Here is a 19,965-nt window from a genome sequence, read left to right as displayed (position 1 = left end):
CCTTGACCTATGAAAAAATAGGAAATTTGACCCTGAATGAGCAGCGAAGCGCGCAATGGCGAAAAGTTATCTTTTTTTCACTAGGTCAGGACTTGGGAGCTAGACATTGACGGCTGAACTTATAATCCCCTAGTCTATTAAAAAAACTACCTAGTTTTCACTAGATAGTTTCAACGTTATTTAAATAAGTTTGAGAAGAAATCTTTAATCTTTTGCCAAATTCCTTTTGCTTTTTCGACATTTTCTTCTGACAATAAATTATCTTTAAATTCTTTACCATTTTTCACAATGTCATCTTTAAACCCAGATAATTGACTGGTTAATTCTTTATCTGTGATGGCACTTGTATTAGTAAAGTTCACCATGTTATTGACGACTTGCGTTTTTAGTTCTGGTGTAATGGCTTCTTGCAGGCCGTTTTTCTCAATTTGTTCGTCAACCACATTGGTTACTTCTTGTTTCTTTTTCTCATCAGACATGTCACTTAATTTCTTATTAATTTTTTGTAATTCCATTTGAATATCAGCTAACATGACTAAGATGTTTTCTGAAGAATAATCTTTATTATCTTGGTTTTGTTGATCAATGGCAGAAACCACTTGCATTTGATCTTGTGCTACTTCACGCTTTTCATCACGCTCTTTTTGTTCCGTTTGATTAGAGGCAGGATCTACTTCATCATAAATCTTATAAATACCAGCTAATGCACCACTACCATCCATTGGTCGAACGCTTGCAATACGAATGTAGGCATCATACACACCACTTGTAATCGCTGCTGAACGATACATTGCTTCAGTTCTTGCGGTAATTTTATCTGGTGTCACAATATCCACGGTAACACCTGACCCACTTTTTGTACGAGCAATCAACGCACTTGAATAAGCTTTTGACGAACTGGTAAATTCTGGAACGTCGGTCACATATTTCACTAAATCATTGCCATCAACAATGTATTCATTTATATTCTGAGTGTTTGCTCCACTTAACATGGATACTTTACTCAGGTCTTTTGTTAAAATATCACGTGTTTGTTGCTTTTCAGCATCTGTTAAGCCATTACCTAATGCGATATTTGGAATATCCCATCCTTCATCTTTCGCTTTTTCTGCAGCCGAAACTTGCGTACTTAATCCAACTGTTGAAAGTAGTGTAAGACCTAGTAAAATCTTTTTAAATTTATTCATAACATCACCTTTTCATTTTTTAATTCATTACAAATGTAACACATCTGTTCCTTATTTCCATCCATCTTTAGAATGAATTAAGTCTTTTTATTGATTATTTAACATTCTTTAAAAAAAATCAATTAAAAACAAACGCACTAGCTTTAACTAGTGCGTTATTATTTTTATTCTAAAAAGTCTTTTAATTGTTTAGAACGAGAAGGGTGGCGTAATTTTCTTAACGCTTTTGCTTCAATCTGACGAATTCTCTCACGAGTCACACCAAATACTTTTCCGACTTCTTCTAATGTACGAGTGCGTCCATCATCTAAACCAAAACGTAAACGTAAGACATTTTCTTCTCTATCAGTTAATGTATCAAGCACACTTTCTAATTGTTCTTTTAATAATTCGTAAGCTGCATGTTCAGCTGGACTAGTTGCGTCTTGATCCTCGATAAAATCACCTAAGTGCGAGTCATCTTCTTCTCCAATAGGTGTTTCAAGTGAGACAGGTTCTTGAGCGATTTTTAAGATTTCACGTACTTTTTCAGGTGATAAATCCATCTCTGCTCCAATTTCTTCTGGTGTTGGTTCGCGTCCCAAGTCTTGTAGTAATTGACGTTGGATACGAATTAATTTATTGATTGTTTCAACCATATGAACTGGAATACGAATCGTTCTTGCTTGATCGGCAATCGCACGCGTAATTGCTTGACGAATCCACCAAGTCGCATAAGTAGAAAACTTAAACCCTTTTTCGTGGTCAAACTTTTCAACTGCCTTCATTAATCCCATGTTCCCTTCTTGGATTAAATCAAGAAATTGCATTCCTCGACCAACGTAGCGTTTTGCAATACTCACCACTAAACGTAAGTTAGCTTCAGCTAATTCTTGTTTTGCTTCAGGATCACCTTCTTTAATACGTAGCGCTAAAGCAACTTCCTCGTCAGCTGTAAGAAGTGAGACACGACCGATTTCTTTTAAGTACATACGAACGGGATCATTGATTTTTACCCCAGCTGGCGCAATTAAATCTTCTTCTGGTTCTTTTTCTTTTTCTTTCTTAGGTTCTTGATTTTTCTTAGCGACACGTAAACTGTGTTCACTTGGCTCGCCCTTTTCATCCACAACGCTAATTCCTGCGTCCTCAACTTTTTCAATCAATTCATCCATATCATCAGCATCTAATTCATAAGGAGTAGCTAATTTATTGGTTAATTCATCATAAAATACTGAACCTCTAACTCGATTTATTTTGATGAACTTGGTTACTTCTTTTTTGTATGCGGCATCTTTTTCCATTTTTGACATGATGGACTCCCCCTTGTATTATCCCCAATTACTTAATTCTTTTTGCAATTGGATAATTTCTAATGTTACTTCCATTTCTTTGATAGAATCACCTATCTGTTTGACCTCTTGTTGCTGTTTCTTTAAAGCATTTATTTTAGACTGAATACTTGCTTTTTCTATCACTTGTAAACAATCACTAATCTCCCGGTCATTACTTTGTTCACTAAAATTTTGCATGGTAATAGTTATTAATACATTACGTAAATTGTCTTCTTTCAAATAATTAATAAAATCTGCCAATTCAACTCGACCATACAATTCATAAAAACTTGCTATATGTTGAAATAATTCCTGATAGGCATCATGAATAAATGAAAAGTTGGGCTGACTGATTATTTTTTGAAATGTTGTCTTCTCATTTAACGCACGAAATATTAATAACCTTTCGGCTTTTTCAACCACATCTATGTTTCTAAATTCCTGTGTTTTAGGAATGATGGTTTCTGGCCTTCTAGGTATGATTTGTTTAAAAGCTTGCTGCTTATTATCTTGTATTAATTGATTTAATTGAAGTTGTAACGTTTCTTTAGAAAGGTTAAATTCTTCTGATAGTTGTGTTAAAGCGAAATCTTTTTCAATAACAGATGGAATCATAGCTAACTCTTTTAACACAAGCTCTAGATAAGCTAAAACATCTGATTCGTTTGCCAAATTAAAATCTTGCATCAAATAAACGCGTTTAAACTGAAACACAGTTTGTTTATGGTGTAATAATTCGTTTTCTAAAGCATCTGTTCCATACATCATCCGATAATCATCTGGATCTAGTTTATTCGGTAAACTGACTACCTGAACCCCGATTGCGGTATTTTTGGTCAATAATTCAATTGCCCGGTTGGTCGCATTGATGCCGGCTGAATCACCATCATAACAAATCGTCACATCTTCGCACACACGCTCTAATCGATGAATTTGTTGCTCAGTTAAACTTGTTCCCATAGTGGCGACAGCATTTTTAACACCAGACATATAAGACGCCATAACATCCATAAATCCTTCAAATAAATAAACCTCATTTGTTTTTCTAATATGAGGTCTAGCTAAATGAAAATTATAAATCACTTCTCGCTTGTTAAATATCTCCGTTTCAGGACTATTAAGGTATTTAGGCTGCTTTTTATCCTTATCTGGTTGATCTGTTGGCATCTGCCTACCTGAAAAACCAATTGTTTTGCCTTTAGCATCCTTTATTGGAAACATGACTCGATTAAAAAACCGGTCCATCAACGTGCCATCATCTCTTTCGACAAATAAACCTGACTCATCAAAAGGACCGTCTTTAAATTCTTTTTGCATAACTTTTAATAAAATGTCTCGGTTGTCAGGAGCAAAGCCTAACTCAAACGCATCAATATATTCTCGAGAAATACCTCGTTGTTCCAAATAAGTCATAGCATCTTTACCAACTTCTGTATTTACCAGAATATGGTGAAAAAAACTTTTAGCATGTTCGTGCATCTCAATTAATGTTTGATGTGTACTATTTTTGGGTGTTTGTTGCACACCAGAAAATGACGTTGTTGGCAAAGATACATTTAGTGGTTCAGCTAGTTTCCCAACTGCCTCAGGAAATGATAATCCTTCTACTTCTTGAATAAAAGTAAACACATTTCCACCCTTACCACATCCAAAGCAATGAAAGATTTGTTTATCCTCTGCTACGGTAAACGACGGTGTTTTTTCATTGTGAAATGGGCATAAGCCTAAATAATTTTTACCAGATTTTTTTAATTGAACATAGTTTTCAACGACCTCAACAATATTTGTTTCTTGTCTAACTGTATCAATTAATTCTTGAGGGATTAATTGTGGCATATTGATAAGTCATCCCCTTTTTACATAATTAAGTCAGAAAAGTCGCACTGAAATCAGCGCGACCACGACATAACTCTTCATAATAAATTATAACATAAATCATTTAGTTTGCAACAATTTGTGCTTAGTTAAAAGATCCCATTTTACCCGTAATTAATTTATCTAAAATGAGCTTACCAATAATCGAACAAATAACAAGCACAACAAAAACAGGTAATGTAGTAGCATTTAGCCAAGTGATTTCTAATAATGATGTAAATAGCATTGCCGCTACAAACGTTCCAACAGTTGTTGTCACCGCTAAAAATAATCGGAGTGGATTAAATGGCAAACACGCCTTAATAACTGCCATAGCACTAACAGCAATCAACATGTAATACATTAATGTTGTTTGATCGATTCCTGTAATGCCTAATTTTGGAGAAACAAAATAGATCACTAACATATTAATGACTACTAACAATGCATTTGGCAACGCTCGTCGTAGGGCAGTTGGTAAAAATTTTGTCGTAATTTTACGTTTGTCAGATTCAAATGATAAGAAGAACGTAGGATAGCCTTCTATTGCTAAATCAAGCAACGTAATTTGAATCGGAATAAATGGGAATCCAATTGCTGCTACCATACAAATAATGGACAAGATAAATGAGTAGATAGTTTTAATAAAAAAGATACTCGCAACTTTTGTCACATTATTAACCACACGTCGACCTTCAAACAACACATCTGGTAAGGTAGTAAAATCAGAATTTAATAAAACCAAATTAGCCATTTGACGTGTCGCATTATCCCCTTCAGCCATGGCAATACTACAGTCTGCCTCTTTCATCGCTAAAATGTCATTCACACCATCACCCGTCATAGCAACAACATGATCTTTTTGTCTTAGTGCTTCGACTAACCATTTTTTCTGTTGCGGACTCACTCGACCAAACACAGTATAGTCATCAACAATAGCTTTGACCTCTTCTTCTGTTTCAATCATTGATAAATCAATATATTCCTCATAGTGATTTAGACCGGCACGTCTTGCTACATTTGATACAGTAATTGGATTGTCACCAGAAATAACTTTCAACGCAACCCCTTCACTGTCTAGATAAGCCAATGTTTGTTCTGCATTTTCTCGAATAGCATCTTCAATAATTAAGACAGATAATGCTTCAACATTTCCTACTGTATCAGTTAGCTGAGTGGCTGATTGATCGATCCCTAAAAGAAGGACTCGACTACCTTGTGCCTGCGCTTGATAAATTTCTTGTGGTAATTTATCTTCTGACACTAAACGTTCTGGCGCTCCAAGATATACACATCCCACGCCTTCAAACAGTACCGCTCCCCATTTTCTATCTGATGAGAACGCTAAAGTATCTAATACATTTAAATTAGTTGACGTTTGATAATAAGAACGCAAGGCTTGCATGGTCAAATTATTATCATCTGTCGCATTAATATAGTTTTCCATTAAATTGGTTGTGTTTATTTCTTTGAATGATGGATTGACATCAATCACTTCTGACACCAACATGTTTCCCTGCGTAATCGTACCAGTCTTATCTAAACACAACACGTCCACATGTGCTAATGTTTCAATTGAGTGCATGTCTTGAACCAATACTTTTTTCTTTGTTAGTTTGACCACACCTGTTGCTAAAGCAATACTAATTAATAACACCATTCCTTTTGGCAGCATACCTAGTAAGGCAGCAGCAGATGACACCACAGATAATTTCAAATCACTTTGTCTTAAAAAATACGCTTCTAAAAACAAAATCATACCCAAAGGAATGATAATATAACTGGTAAATTTTGCCACTTTTCTGATCGATTCAACTAATTCAGAAGTGACTGGTTTATGAATTTTAGCTTCTTCAGCGATTCTGACGGCATAATTATCTTTTCCAACATGAACCACTTTGGCCACACATTGACCACTTGTGACATAGCTTCCTGACATAAGTTGACTGGCAGTTGATTTTTTGATTAGATCAGCCTCACCTGTTAATAACGATTCATTTACCTCAACATTTCCAGACAAAATTTCCATATCAGAAGGAACTTGTTGCCCTGCAGATAAAATAACCACATCATCTAATACTAATTCAGTGGTGGGAATGCCGATTGTTTGATTGTCACGAAAGACCTCAACGTTTTCTTCGTTCACAATCGATAACTGTGACACAAGATTTTTCGCTCGAATTTCTTGTGATACTCCAATGACCACATTTAAGATAATAATAGCCATAAAAAACAGATTGCTATAAGCCCCAACTAAAGCTAAACAGATAGCAATCACAACATTTAACAAATTAAATAAAGTAAAAACATTGTCATAAATAATCTCTTTGTTGCTTTTTGATGTATCAGAAACATAATCATTCACTTGTCCCTGACTAATACGCTGGTTAACTTCCGCTTGGGTCAACCCTTTTTCATTCATTGTCATTATATTTACTCTCTCTTTTCATGATTTCTTCCATTATTGTATAGATTTTTTCGTCAAATTTAAAGCTTCTTAACAAATAATTAAACTCCTAACTAGAAAAGCTTAGGAGTTTAATCGTCGTATTATGTCTTAGTCAGGTTTGTATCACTCACCAGGCAAGGATGCATATTTTCCATTACTAATCGCAAATACTAAATGAGCGTTTGTTGCGATATATTGATTATAAGCATTTGCATGAACAATTTGGCCTTTTTCTTTATCTGAATCCACATAATAGACTTCATACGTGACACAAGCCCCTTTTGAATTAAAGTTATCGTAAATTAATTTAGGGATATCTCCTTCTAATTGACCGAAGAATGATTTAATATATGGTCTTCCAGAAGAATAAACAACATTGACGACTTTTTCATCATTTCCCGTTAATTTTTTTCCGGCTTCAATAGACTGAGAAATCAATTGGCCAAAAGGAACACTATCAGAAAAAGCTTCTTTCGTCATAACTTGTAAATCACTTATTGCATTGGCTGCTTCTTCAATTGAATAGTTAGCAAAATTAGGCACAACGACAGCTTTTCCAACAGAGATAGAAACACTCATAGACTCCTGTTTAGCTATCTTAGTGTCAGGATCTACTGTTTGAGAGACAACTAATCCAGCCTCAATTTTATCAGAGTCCACTTCTTTATAATCGACTTTAATATCGTTTTTCTTAGCCCACTCTTCTACATCACTTTTAGATTTCTTACTAAAATCTGGGACTGAAATATTTTTTTCAAACACTTCTTTTCCTTTAGAAAAATAAACATTCGCGATATCTTGTCGTAAATAATTTTCCTTAGTGACTTCTTTGTCTGTAAATTCAAGCTTAATAAATTTGCCTTTATCGACTTTATCATTGTATTCATCAATAAGGGAAACATTATCCGCTTTATTTTTACTTATCCATTGTTCAACTTCTGATTTAGACATTTTTTCAAAATCAGGTAACGTGATTTTTTCTTTGGGATTAGCCCCTTCACTGACATTAAAGGTGATATTAGACCCTTTTTTTAATTTCTTATTTGGTGCGACAGATTGACTAATCACACCATTTGTTTCGACTTTGGTAGAATACTCCTGTTCGATTTTTGGCTTCATTCTATTTTCTGATGCCCAGTTTTTAGCATCAACAACCGTTTTATCAGAAAAATTAGGAACACTTACACGTGTCACCTGGTAATAAATAATATAACCAATGAGTAGTAAACCAACAACCGAAGCCCCAATCACCGCTTTGCGTTTAGTTTGTTTGCTCTGATAATCTGGATCGATTTCAATATCATCTTCAAGTGATTCTTCCTCTATTGGAACAATAGATTGGTTAGGAATAGGTTGGCTCTTTCTTTTTCTCTTTTTTTTTCGTCTTATTTTTCCTTCATGTTCTGGAAGGACTGATTTGTTGCCATCGACGTCATCAGATAATAAATCGTCCTCTAATTCTGCATTCTCTTCTAATTGTTCCTCTTTTTTACTTTTTTTATCATTTAATATTTGTTTATAATTGTCATGTTCGAAATTTGATAGAAAGTCAGACATTCTCTTTTAAAACTCCTTTTCTAAGAAGATAGGAATGATCTGATTGCAATGCTATTTCCGGCGAGTGAGTAACTACAATCACGCATTTATTATGTTTGTGAGCAAGCATTTTAAATATGTCCACAATCTCTTGTTCCATCTCTTCGTCTAAATTACCAGTTGGTTCATCAGCTAAAATAACATCAACGTTTGTTGCCAATGCTCTAGCAATTGCCACACGCTGTTGTTCGCCACCTGACAATTGCGTCACCAATCGTTTAGCTTTATCGTTTGATATACCCATATAATCTAATAGATTCATAGCTACTTTTTCCTCATTTTCTGGCAATTTATTATCCGTTATTGCCATTGGAACCAACACATTTTCAACTGCTGTTAAATAGGGAATTAAATTATAATGTTGGAAGATAATACTAATATAGTCACGACGATACTCATCATAACCTATTTTTTCTATATTTTTTTTCTCGTAAAAAATACGTCCTCCCTGTGGTTTATCCAATCCAGCTAAAAGAGATAAAAAGGTTGTCTTACCAGACCCAGATTGCCCTACAATGCTGTAAAATTGACCTTTTTCAAAGGAGACATTCGTATTTTTTAAAATAAAGCGCCGTGTATCACCATCTTGATAATAGTAATTTAATTTACTTGCTTTTAAGATTGACATAGATTGGCTCCTTTACATCATCATTTTTTTCGGATTCAGCCTCATGATATAGACTAGAGGAACAATCGTTGATAATAATACGACAATCAACCCAATCAAATAAAATAATGCAATATATGATGGCGTTAACGCTATTTCATATGACCTCATGACGTCATCTTCTGTGATACCGACGTCAACGACTGGACTGCCATACATCATCATATTATCGTCTATCGAATTATTTTGCTGTGTCCTCATCAATGAATCAGAAAAACCTTTCGCTAATAGATTACCAGAAAAAACAGATAATGTCATGGCAACTAACGCAACTAACACCACTTCAACGACAATTTGACCCACAATCTTTTGGCGTTTTTCCCCCAATGACAAGTAAATGCCCAATTCATGTTTTCTATCTCTTAAGAAAAGAATCGTCACCAAGGTAATAATAAATATAGAGGCTAATACAGAAGCCATTAAAACGATTTTAGAAATTTTCGCCATTCCTTTAATTGGTCCAGCTATTGAATCAAATTGGTCAGCACTCGCTTCGATTTTATAATAATCCAACCCATCGTCTTTTAGTATTTGATCTCCTAACAATCGGAAATCTTCAATTTCCTCAGGTTTATTAAGAACATAGGTTGCCACAATATTTTTATAAGAAAATTCTTTCAATACTGTCTCTTTATCCATTACTTTTTCGTTTTCATCTAAAAAATTATCTGGAAAATTATCGTATGTAAACTCTAGCATTTCAGCTTGTGTTTTTTCAATGTAATGATTTGGTAAATAAATAGTGTTTAATTTATCATATAAATCAATTGTTTGGTTCATTTGCTTTTCACTATCTTTTTGTGAATTACCAGTTGATTTTTTTGCTTCTACTTCTTTTACATCAAATAACCCAATAATTTCAACAGGATAATCTTTAGATTTTGTTTCAACGTCATTGCTATCATCAGAACCACCTTGATTATACTGTTCAATTGTGCGATCAAAAACAGCTTTATCTCCCACATGAAGATTATTCTCTTTAGCTACTTTACTTGATATAATAGCAACAGATGATCCTTTTTTTATGTCCTCTTCATTAAAATTTCTACCATCAACTAAACTTATTTTCTTTGATTGTTCATCAATCAACTCAGGTCTACTTGCCCCTTTAATATCAAAATAATATAAGCCATTGTAACTACGACTGTAACTTCCATCAGATGGTTCAACATTTTTTATTTTCTTTGTTTGCATCATATCTATAATGGAGTAATCATAAAACTTTACTTGCTTTAATGCTCCTATTTCTTGATAGACTTTAGCTGTTGGTTCTTTCATGTCTAGCGTTTGACTAGATGAGTCATCTAGATCTTGCAACTTGTCTTGATTAAATGATACAGTCGCATTTGCGCCTAATTGTGTTTTTATCTTCGTTTCAACACCCTTTGTTGCCTGCTGAATAGCAATAGCCCCTGCCATTAAATTACCTAAAATAAATATAACCAAAAATAATATCAATGACTTTCCTTTTCGTCTTTGGATGCTCAACAAGGCTCTCTTAAAAAAGGTCACTTTCTCACTCCCTTTACATTGATTGTCTTACCTCCCATTTTATCACCCTTTATTATAAAATTCATTAAATTTTCATAGTTTAATCCAGAAACATTCAATTTATTTTAATCATCATACTTTAGATTAAAAAATGACTATAAAAAAATACCCCAAAAATATTTAGGGTATTTTATATGTACTTATTTAAGGTTGACCTTCCATAATCTTCCAAGTAATTTCGCCAGTATAACTACCAGTATGAATATCACCTGAAGAGCCTAACTCTAATTTAATCCCATCAGATTTTGGCTTATCTCCCCAACCATTACTAATGTCATAAATGCCTGCTTTGTTTTCTTTATCACTAAAAATAGCTTGGGAATTTTCAGATAACACAGTATCTTTTCCATTAGACACATAATGAATAACATCTTCTAATACTTTTCCATCGGTGGTTTGAAGTGGCGAGCTCATTTGGGCATACATAATCCATCCATCTGTCGCATTGGCTCGTGTGTCACTAACAACTAATGGTTTATCATAGGTTGGTTTTTCAACCCGATTAGGACGCGCAATGTATTTGACTGTTCCAAAATCTAAGACCGTTGGAACCGATTGAATCATCACAGTCCCTTCTACATAATACACAAGGGTCATTTCCGTATCTGTTACCTTAAAGGCAGTTTCTTGATCTGGACCACGACCAAGTAAGTACCCATTTGATTTAAGTAACTCTTGTTGGGTCTTGATATGTGTGTCTTTAGTTAAATCAAGCGTATCACCAACTAGCGCTTTAACTGTCGTGGTATAATCATCTAACACTTTTCCTGCTTCATTGATGAAACTGATGGTTAAAACAGCATCAATATCGGTTACTTTTACCGTCATAGTACCAGTGATATCATCACTAACTCCTTCACCGGCATCTTTTGCTGAAACAACTAAAGAAATAGTATAAGGGGTTGATTTGATCTGTTCAATATCAGCTAAACCACCCAAATCTTTAACAGAAACAACTTGACTTAAATCAATTTTTTTACCATTTAACAATTTATACGCAGATATATTTCCTTTAGATAAGATGTACTCGTTCATTTGTTTTTCAGACATATTACGTAAATCCTTAAATGAAATAGATAACTCATCTCCAGAAACATAAGTACTTGACTCAACCACAGAAAGGGTGGTATCAATCGTTGCTGTATTACCTGCTTCATCCGATACATCAACCTTGACTTTGTGGTCTCCTATTTCACTCATATACGCATCAATCGTTTCTTTTGGATTAGCTTCATTATATTGATAAGTATAGTGTGTATTATTAGGATTTGTATCTGAGACATTAGTCACTAACACACTTGGATCTGGCGTTTCCCCATGAACAGGTAAATAATAGTGAGCGCCTTCCGCTGTTGGCGGGGTCTTATCTTGAACCGTATTGATGACATAATCATCTTTGGCATTTAAGAACCCATAAGCCTTAATTTTATCCCCTGCGACTAATTTTGTCGTCTCTGGAACAGGAAATTCATAGGTTCCATCATTACCTGCAATAACATGATATTTTTTATCTTCTCCTTCTACTGGAGACGGAATGGTTGCGTTCGGTAATAAAATGTCCTTGCTAGGATCCTTTTCATCAACGACTTTATAAAAGGCTACACTTGATCCATTATTGACAACACCTTTAAGGACTTGACTACTTGATAATTTAGGATTATCACTGAGCTCATCAAAGCCAATGTTCACATCGGGAATATAATCAAATAATACACGTGACATATTTTGTGTTTTGTAATTATTAATAAAATCATCACGCATTTTATAAGTGAGACTGTTAGCCGTAATTTTACTAGGAGAACTGCCATTATAGCGAATATCTATCCCATACATTGGACTCCAATCATACGATGGATGATCATCTGATTGACCCGCGTCCTCTTTTGTCCAAGCTTTTACGGCTTGAATATCTGCTAAAAAGTCACCAGTGGCCATACCAATTAGAGAAGCATTAGCATTACCGCGGACATCTAAATCAATTCGTCGAGCATTGGCAAATTTGAAATTCGCCCCTGAAGCAAAATCTAACATGGTTCTTGTACCAGAACCGTTTTTTATTTGGGAAGTAAAGAGACCACGTTCACCAATAATAAAGGTAGATTTATTAGCACCGTATATCACGGAATCCGTCGAGGTTCCTTCACCATCTGAAACAAATTTTACATTTCCTTCATCAGATACATTAAACAATGAATCGGCACCTAAGTTTAAGATGTTCCCTCTACCGCCATCTTTGTTAATTAACATACTACCTGATTCTGCTACGTTAATTTTTGAATTAACTCCCATTGATATTACAGGAGCTCCAGTAGTCATATTTCTAGCAGATACATTTAGTTTAGCATTTTCACCAACATTGATTTGAGAATTTTGTTTTAACATAAAACCAGCATATTCTTCTGTACCATTTTGCCTCTTAGCAATAGGTCCATTTATATTCACATTAAATTGACTATTTTTTGATAAATTAACACTCGTAATCCAATCTCTGGTATAGGAATTGTCATAATACCCCAATCTTACCGGTACCCTAGTCGTTCCTTCAGCCGTTTCTGCCACTAATGTTGAATTTTCACCAACATCTATCCGACCATTTCTATTAATATTAATCACAGAATATAAATTAGGATCTCTATTGGAAACATAATAGTCATTATTTTCACCGATATTCCCTAATGTTTTCAACGTCACTTTAGCATTTTTTCCAATAACCATAGATGGTTGAATACTTCTCACAGGTTCTTGATCAGAATACCAACTACCTAAAATAACAGCATCGCCATTATCAGTAGTAAATGTATTTTCTGAGCCATCAGAAAAGCGTAAGGTATGAGCTTCAATACCAGCTTGATTATCTTGAGATAAACGAACAAAACTTCCATCAAAAGAAGTATAGCTACCTGTTTTAGTATATACACTATTTTTCCCTTCAAACGTTATAGTAGCCTGAAAAGCTGCCGTTACTTGAGATCCAATATACGAAACATTACGATATGTAATCGATGTTCCATAATTTGTCGTATCAAACATAGAAACAGGCCCGTAATAATTAGTGCCATAAAAATCTAAATTGTCAAGTATCGCATGTGGTGTCACCAAAGCTCCGTTTAGTCTTTGACCTCTAAAATTTCTCCAAGCATAACTAGCAAATAAAAAATCAATAGAATAACCATTACCAAGTAACACAAAATCTTTTCTGGCATTAGCTAATGAAACATTACCTACATTACTTGTATTTTTTAAAGAATTTTGTACGTCAATAACAGTGACATCGCGATCCCTAATAGCTGTATCAAATTCGTTCCAAGTAGTTGGCTTAGCCACTTTTCCTGTGTAAATAATCACATCGGTAGACAATGCTTTGCCAGTACCTGAATACTCAGCTGGGACTGTTAACGTGACATGATGTTCTGCCAAATCATTAGAAGACGTAGAAAATAAATCACCTAAGTCTCCTACTTCGATTTTGTCTGTCACATCACCCATCAAACCATAACCAGTAGCGCCACTCTCGTATAAAATCATCTCTTTAGCCGCTTGTTCATCACCATTTAGCGCCTTGATATCTTCCATACTTTTACCAACATTGTATGCTACAATTCCCGTTCCTTGACTATCTAGACTTATATCTTTAAGATACGTGAAATTACCAAATTCTTTCTTATTCGATACTACTTGATTTTGCCTTAATGATGAAGATACGTTAACAGAACTTTCTGCCTCAACGAGTCTTCCACTTATCATAACAAAAAAAACTAATAGGAAAGAACATAACAACAAAACTTTTTTCCTCATTTTTTATCCTCCTTATATTACAAATAACCTCCACTTCTTTTTTAGATTATTAACTCCAAAATAACATTTAATAAACTTAACAATCAGTTATTATGCTTAAATGTTATACTTACATTGTAATAGGTATTTAAAAAAAAGACAATGATACTTATATGACATATCACCAAAATTCAATTTTATAAAAAATAAAAATGTTTAGTTTAACGAAAAAGACCTAGAAGATATCTCACTTCTAGGTCTTTTTCCTACTAATTAAACAAATTAATTTTTATCTATTATCTTTTTATAATACGTTACTTACCTTTACGTTTTTTAGACGAATTCTTTAAAAACGTTTTGGAATTAATTTTTACCATTCTTTTAAAAATAAAAAAGACGATTAATATGACCATACTGATAAAAAATAATAATAAATAAAGAAGGGTATGGCTTTTTTTCTTATGACGAGAAGAAGTTGAATTACTATCTCCCAACAGTTTTACTAAACCTTTATCAACCTCAAAATCCTCATGCCATTTTTCTTCTATACCATCCTGATTTTTTACAGAAATACTCGCAGTATAGATGCCAGAATCAAGATAATTATCTAAAATTTCCACTGGAATAGTAATATTAGAATTAGGTGCCATCTTCATATTGGATTGTTTCTTTTCGTACAATGCAGTGGTATAACCTTTTTTACTTATCTTTATGTCAACATCCATATGATATAAATAGGTTGCTGCTACATTAGAATAACTCACATAAAGTTTATTATCTAAATACTCTATCCCTTTAAAAATTAATTTTGGTTCTACTTGTACCTCAGTCTCTTTTAACACCATTGTATAGATATATACATATTCATTAAAAATGACTGAGCCTTCTTTTCTATTGTTTGACCGATCTTTTCTATTTTGATTTCTTTCCATAAATTGGATACCACCAGATACTACGCCATCAAACTGTTTTTTAGGCATCTTAATCGTTAATTCTATCGTTTTTTTTTCTTGAGGATTTAATTCTACACTCGATGGACCACTGACAATATGAGTGAAATCATTTTTCAAAGAATCGTCCTTTTTTATTTTAGAATCACCATATTCTACGACGCCGTTGGAATTTGTTTTAGCGGAATGCAATGAGATATCTATTGTTTTTTTTTCGGAACTAGTATTGGTTAAATCCATTAATACTTTTTGCTGTTCATTTGGTTTTAATAATAAGTAATAGTAATCAATATCCTTATTTATTTGATTCTTAGGAAATCTAGGTTCTACACTAAAACCTAATGGTAATGAATCAGATGTTTGTCCTAGAGATGTTAAAGGAATAACAAAAAACAAAATACTTAAACTTAATAATAATGTTAATTTTTTCAATAGCTATACCCCCTTACACTCATTTTTTACCTATTATGGCTGACCGGCTACTAAAGCCCATCTAATCTTCCCTTCATACTCAGAAGGTTTTGGAGAGGAGTTGGCATTAATCTTAAGTTGTAAACCATATTTTTTATTTTTCTCCCAAACACTCGTAACATCGACTCTTTTTTGTTCTTTTGACTGATCCTTATAAATTTCGACTGGATCCATGCCTAACTCACTTTCAAGATTATCATGTAAATAAGTTAACTTACTATCTAACAAGACACCATCACTATCTTTAAGTGGTTCAATTAATTGGGCTGTTAATGTCCACCCAGTATTAGATGACATATCTCTTGTATCCATTACCACTAAAGGATTGTCAACTTTAGGATTTTTAATGACCGTGTCTTTTGCTTCATAAACAAATGTCCCAAAATCAACCTCTTTCGGTGCAGATATTAGACCCAGATTACCAATAATTTTATTAGTTAATTCTTTAGCCTCTTTTTTAATCGTAAAGGAGTTACCATACATCAAATAATTAGATGACATCGTAGCGTTTGTTGAGATAGTATCGCCTGTTTTAGCATCTAGACTGACCGTTCCTAAATAGTTTACTACAATGTCTTCTGTATTTGGTACATCTGATGTTAAACTAATATCTATTTTAGATGTCTCACTATTATATTGACCATTCCCTACTATTTCACCACGTTTGTTCAATACTTCAATATCACGTATATTTTCTAATTTGGGATCAATCTCTATTTGAATAGCCGTATTTACATAAGTCTTGCTAGTTAATTCTGAATTATCTTCAACACCACTCTTGATCAATAGTTGATACGCGACATCATGATGTTGTGTCACATCAGATATGTTCGAAGTCAATAATAGAGAAAAATGATTTGGTGTATAAATAAAATCTATTTCTACAGGACTGTTACTTAATGAAATAGTCACTCCATTTCGTCGAGTTAATTCATCTTCTTTACTATTAACTTTAACTGATTTAATCAGATAACCTGGAAGCTCTCTAGATTCTATGTTGTAGTCTTTATTTATATCTAGTTGTTTTTCTTCTTGTTTATATAATAGTTTTCCATCACTATCTTTATAATTAATGGTCACTCTTTGCTGATTTAATTCATAAACAAAGTTAATCGTTAATTCTTTATTAGTTGTTGGGAATGTCCCTGTTTCCTTGTCATATTTACTATCAACCTCAAGAAAATGATAGTTATCTATTTCCTTATTTTCAGAAGAAAAATCGTATTCTAAGCCTTCTAAACCTTTTTTTACTACTGTATCGGCTATCTTCTCACCTTTTGTATCAAGATAGTTTAAATTAACGGTTCTCTCATCTAATACTTTTACTGGTACATCAATAGCTAGTTCAACACCTGATTCTTTTCCTTGCAATACAAAAGCCACTTTTTGACCAGATGCTTTTGTCGTAAATGTTTTTTCTTCAACAGACTTAATCTTCAAATCATCCGTATCAAAAGCCCCTACCATATCTGAAAAGAATGTCTCAATAGGTTGATTCACCCAATCCGATGTGTTGGAATGTGTTGCAACCAATTGCTCTTTTGCTTTTGCCTCAATAATGGCTCTCGTTTTAGCAGAAGATGATTTAGACACACTATTATATTTTTGCGTTTCATAAAATACAGTAGCGGGAATATTGTAATAATTATCTTTATATAAAGACTTATAATCTTTTCTATCCTTTATCTTTCCAGAAATTGCAAAGAAATAAGCATTATCAACAAAGTTATCATTTGACATAGTAGCATCACTTGCTGATACAATAATTTGATTATTTTTTGCGTCTTTCTCATAGGTAAAATACGAATCAGCATTTCTATCATCTTGGTTTGTAGCCGTTATGTCTATACTGTCAATATCTATTCCTTTATTTAACTGAATAAACATTTTATAATCTTTTGGATACCATGTATCCTTCTCCTGTTTTGGAACATCTTGTACGACTTTATAATTTACTTTTGGATAAGTCTCGTTTACTTCCCCTACAATTTGCGGAGTTGGTAACTCGACTTCTGTAACAGGAGAACTATCATATCTTAAATAACCCACACCTGTATTCTTAATAAATATACCTTGGTTTAACATACCTTTGGGTGCGTCAAAAAGGATGGAAAAAGTTTGTTGTTCATTCTCACCACCGCTTTCTCCCACAATTCTATATAGTGGTAAATAATCTTTGTCGTAAATTAACTCTGTATCAGCATTGGTATACATAGAATGGATAGAATTTGGATTTAAATCAACTGTTTTCCTGTAATTAACTCGTCTATAATTCCACATCCCTTGATAAGGAATTTTTTCCTCCGTACCATGCCTTAAAAATTCGTATCTTATTTTGGCCTGAGTATTAAATGGTCGAGTATTCATTCTCATAAAATCAATGCCACCTCTCGCAGTATATATTTGAATATGTCTGGTAGCACTAGGACCGGTAAGAGACTCCACGTTGATACGTAAATCTATATATTCTCCGTTATATATAGCGATATTATTTAATTGAACATAATGTTTTTGACCATCTTTCTCTTCTGTTTGATCATTTCTATCGTAAAAGTAATAACTTCCCCCACCGTCATATGAATGAACATCATTAGAATTTGACCCAACAACATCATACGTCACATCTGGTCTGTACCGAAAAATAGTGGCGTACTCTCCAGGTATTCTGGGAGGATCATACCCATCTCCTACTAAATTCATACCGGGGAGTTGCGTAATACTTTCCCAATCTTCAGCATGAGTCACTAAAGGGACACTAAAAAAACACATACTCATTAAAAATATTATCTTAATCATCATTTTTTCAAACTTTTTCATTTATATAACTCCTCTCAAAGACACTGATGGTTGCGTTAAGAATTTTGTGTAAATGGAAAATCCATCAGAAAATTGTTCTGTTCTCTTTGTATATTTTTTAATTGCTTATTAAATTAGTTGAGTAGATGGTCTTTCTGATTGAGGAAGGAAGGTTATAAAGAGTTAATACAGCAAGATTCATGAAGAATTTGACAACTCGTGAATACTGTTTTTTCCATTTATCTGTTATAAAAGTTACTTATTCAATTGCTTTTTCTTTTGAAACAGCTTGATAGACGGCTTTAAAAGCATCTTAGATTTCCTTTCTATCTTTCACTATCACCCTAATAATATTTAATACAATGAACCTATTGTAACAACAAAGCACATATTTATCAAATACACGCATAATAAATTTGTTTGCTAATTATTTTTTTAATCTTTTTTGTTGAGAGTTAGTTAGTATAAAAAATGGACAGCCTTTACTTCTATCTTATTTTGATATATTCCTTTGATTTATGTTATAAAAAAAGACAAAGTATTGATAGGTATCAATACTTTATCTATGCTCTAAATATTATTAAGAATACTTCATGTATAAACATTTAAGATTGATCTTCCATAATCTTCCAAGTGATTTTGCCGGTATAACTACCAAACGTTTTTATTTATTTTCCTTTTATCAAAACAGCTTTATCTACTTTATAATACTTGAAGACATCCCCTTCATAATCTTTTGCTCCCTGAATGTCTTTTAAAAATTGATTCACTAATTCACTATTACCATAAAAATTTTTCGTTTGGGTGCTGGCATTCATCCCCAACTGTTTCACTGAATTGTAATATCGATTTAATACTAATTGTCCATCTACTGAATTTAGGGTGTTTGCCTTTTTGGTACCATAACTTGCCATTGAGGTTGATAATTGACGAATATTTTGTTCTAATTTCGTTTGATCATCTTTTTTATCTTTTAATAAATTTAATTGATCTTCAAAATCTCGAATCAAATAATAAGAAGTGACAATTGATTTAGAATCTTCTGGCGTTAAATTCATTGCTTGATAGTATCTAATATAAGCTGAACTTCCAAAAAATATCAGTGAAGAGACTAGAGATACAATAAATAAAATAAGAATAGACTGTTTTTTTCTGCTTAAGGCTATCTTTTGTCGCTTTTTATTTCTTTTTGCTTTTTTACCTTTAGGTTTACTCTTATCTAACGTTTTTAAATTTTTACGCAATGAGATTAAACGAAAAATAAAATAGCATAACCCTATCACAGATAAGCTTCCAATCGATAATGTCCCTATATAAATCCATTCCAAATATTCTACCATATCTTTATACCCCTATA

Annotated in this window: 11 protein-coding genes; all 11 read right to left on the bottom strand. The window is 33.2% G+C overall.

Annotated features, from left to right (window positions below):
* Window positions 1-176: 176 nt before the first annotated feature.
* Window positions 177-1,187, bottom strand: coding sequence for a DUF1002 domain-containing protein (locus AC37UB_RS01275; protein ID WP_117972244.1), 1,011 nt, complete (start codon window positions 1,185-1,187; stop codon window positions 177-179).
* Window positions 1,188-1,351: 164 nt separating this feature from the next.
* Window positions 1,352-2,470: an RNA polymerase sigma factor RpoD gene (gene rpoD / locus AC37UB_RS01270; protein ID WP_117972767.1), complete on the bottom strand. Its 1,119-nt coding sequence runs from the start codon at window positions 2,468-2,470 to the stop codon at window positions 1,352-1,354.
* Between the two features lie 27 nt (window positions 2,471-2,497).
* Window positions 2,498-4,336 (bottom strand): DNA primase, encoded by a 1,839-nt coding sequence (gene dnaG / locus AC37UB_RS01265; RefSeq protein WP_490685200.1) that lies wholly within the window; start codon window positions 4,334-4,336, stop codon window positions 2,498-2,500.
* 124 nt (window positions 4,337-4,460) lie between these two features.
* Entirely contained in the window at window positions 4,461-6,782 is a 2,322-nt protein-coding gene (locus AC37UB_RS01260) for a cation-translocating P-type ATPase (protein WP_490685199.1), read from the bottom strand.
* A gap of 144 nt (window positions 6,783-6,926) precedes the next feature.
* On the bottom strand, window positions 6,927-8,360 hold the full coding sequence (locus AC37UB_RS01255; protein WP_490685198.1) for a PASTA domain-containing protein: 1,434 nt from the start codon (window positions 8,358-8,360) through the stop codon (window positions 6,927-6,929).
* Window positions 8,353-9,027, bottom strand: coding sequence for an ABC transporter ATP-binding protein (locus AC37UB_RS01250; RefSeq protein ID WP_490685197.1), 675 nt, complete (start codon window positions 9,025-9,027; stop codon window positions 8,353-8,355). Before AC37UB_RS01250 ends, AC37UB_RS01255 begins: the two co-directional genes overlap by 8 nt.
* A gap of 12 nt (window positions 9,028-9,039) precedes the next feature.
* Window positions 9,040-10,554 (bottom strand): FtsX-like permease family protein, encoded by a 1,515-nt coding sequence (locus AC37UB_RS01245; protein WP_490685196.1) that lies wholly within the window; start codon window positions 10,552-10,554, stop codon window positions 9,040-9,042.
* A 207-nt stretch (window positions 10,555-10,761) separates the two neighbouring features.
* A complete protein-coding gene (locus AC37UB_RS01240) occupies window positions 10,762-14,412 on the bottom strand; it encodes a pectate lyase-like adhesive domain-containing protein (RefSeq protein WP_490685195.1) in 3,651 nt (1,216 codons plus the stop codon).
* A 293-nt stretch (window positions 14,413-14,705) separates the two neighbouring features.
* Window positions 14,706-15,773 (bottom strand): DUF916 domain-containing protein, encoded by a 1,068-nt coding sequence (locus AC37UB_RS01235; RefSeq protein WP_490685194.1) that lies wholly within the window; start codon window positions 15,771-15,773, stop codon window positions 14,706-14,708.
* A gap of 33 nt (window positions 15,774-15,806) precedes the next feature.
* The gene (locus AC37UB_RS01230; protein WP_490685193.1) at window positions 15,807-18,629 is read right to left on the bottom strand and encodes a MucBP domain-containing protein; all 2,823 of its coding nucleotides are present in this window, start codon (window positions 18,627-18,629) and stop codon (window positions 15,807-15,809) included.
* Window positions 18,630-19,276: 647 nt separating this feature from the next.
* Window positions 19,277-19,948 carry a hypothetical protein gene (locus AC37UB_RS01225; RefSeq protein WP_241698953.1) on the bottom strand — a complete coding sequence of 224 codons (672 nt, stop codon included), beginning with the start codon at window positions 19,946-19,948 and terminating at the stop codon, window positions 19,277-19,279.
* Window positions 19,949-19,965: the final 17 nt, after the last annotated feature.

The organism is Vagococcus changpingensis, from assembly GCF_058211775.1.
This window is presented reverse-complemented; position numbering and strand designations above follow the sequence as displayed.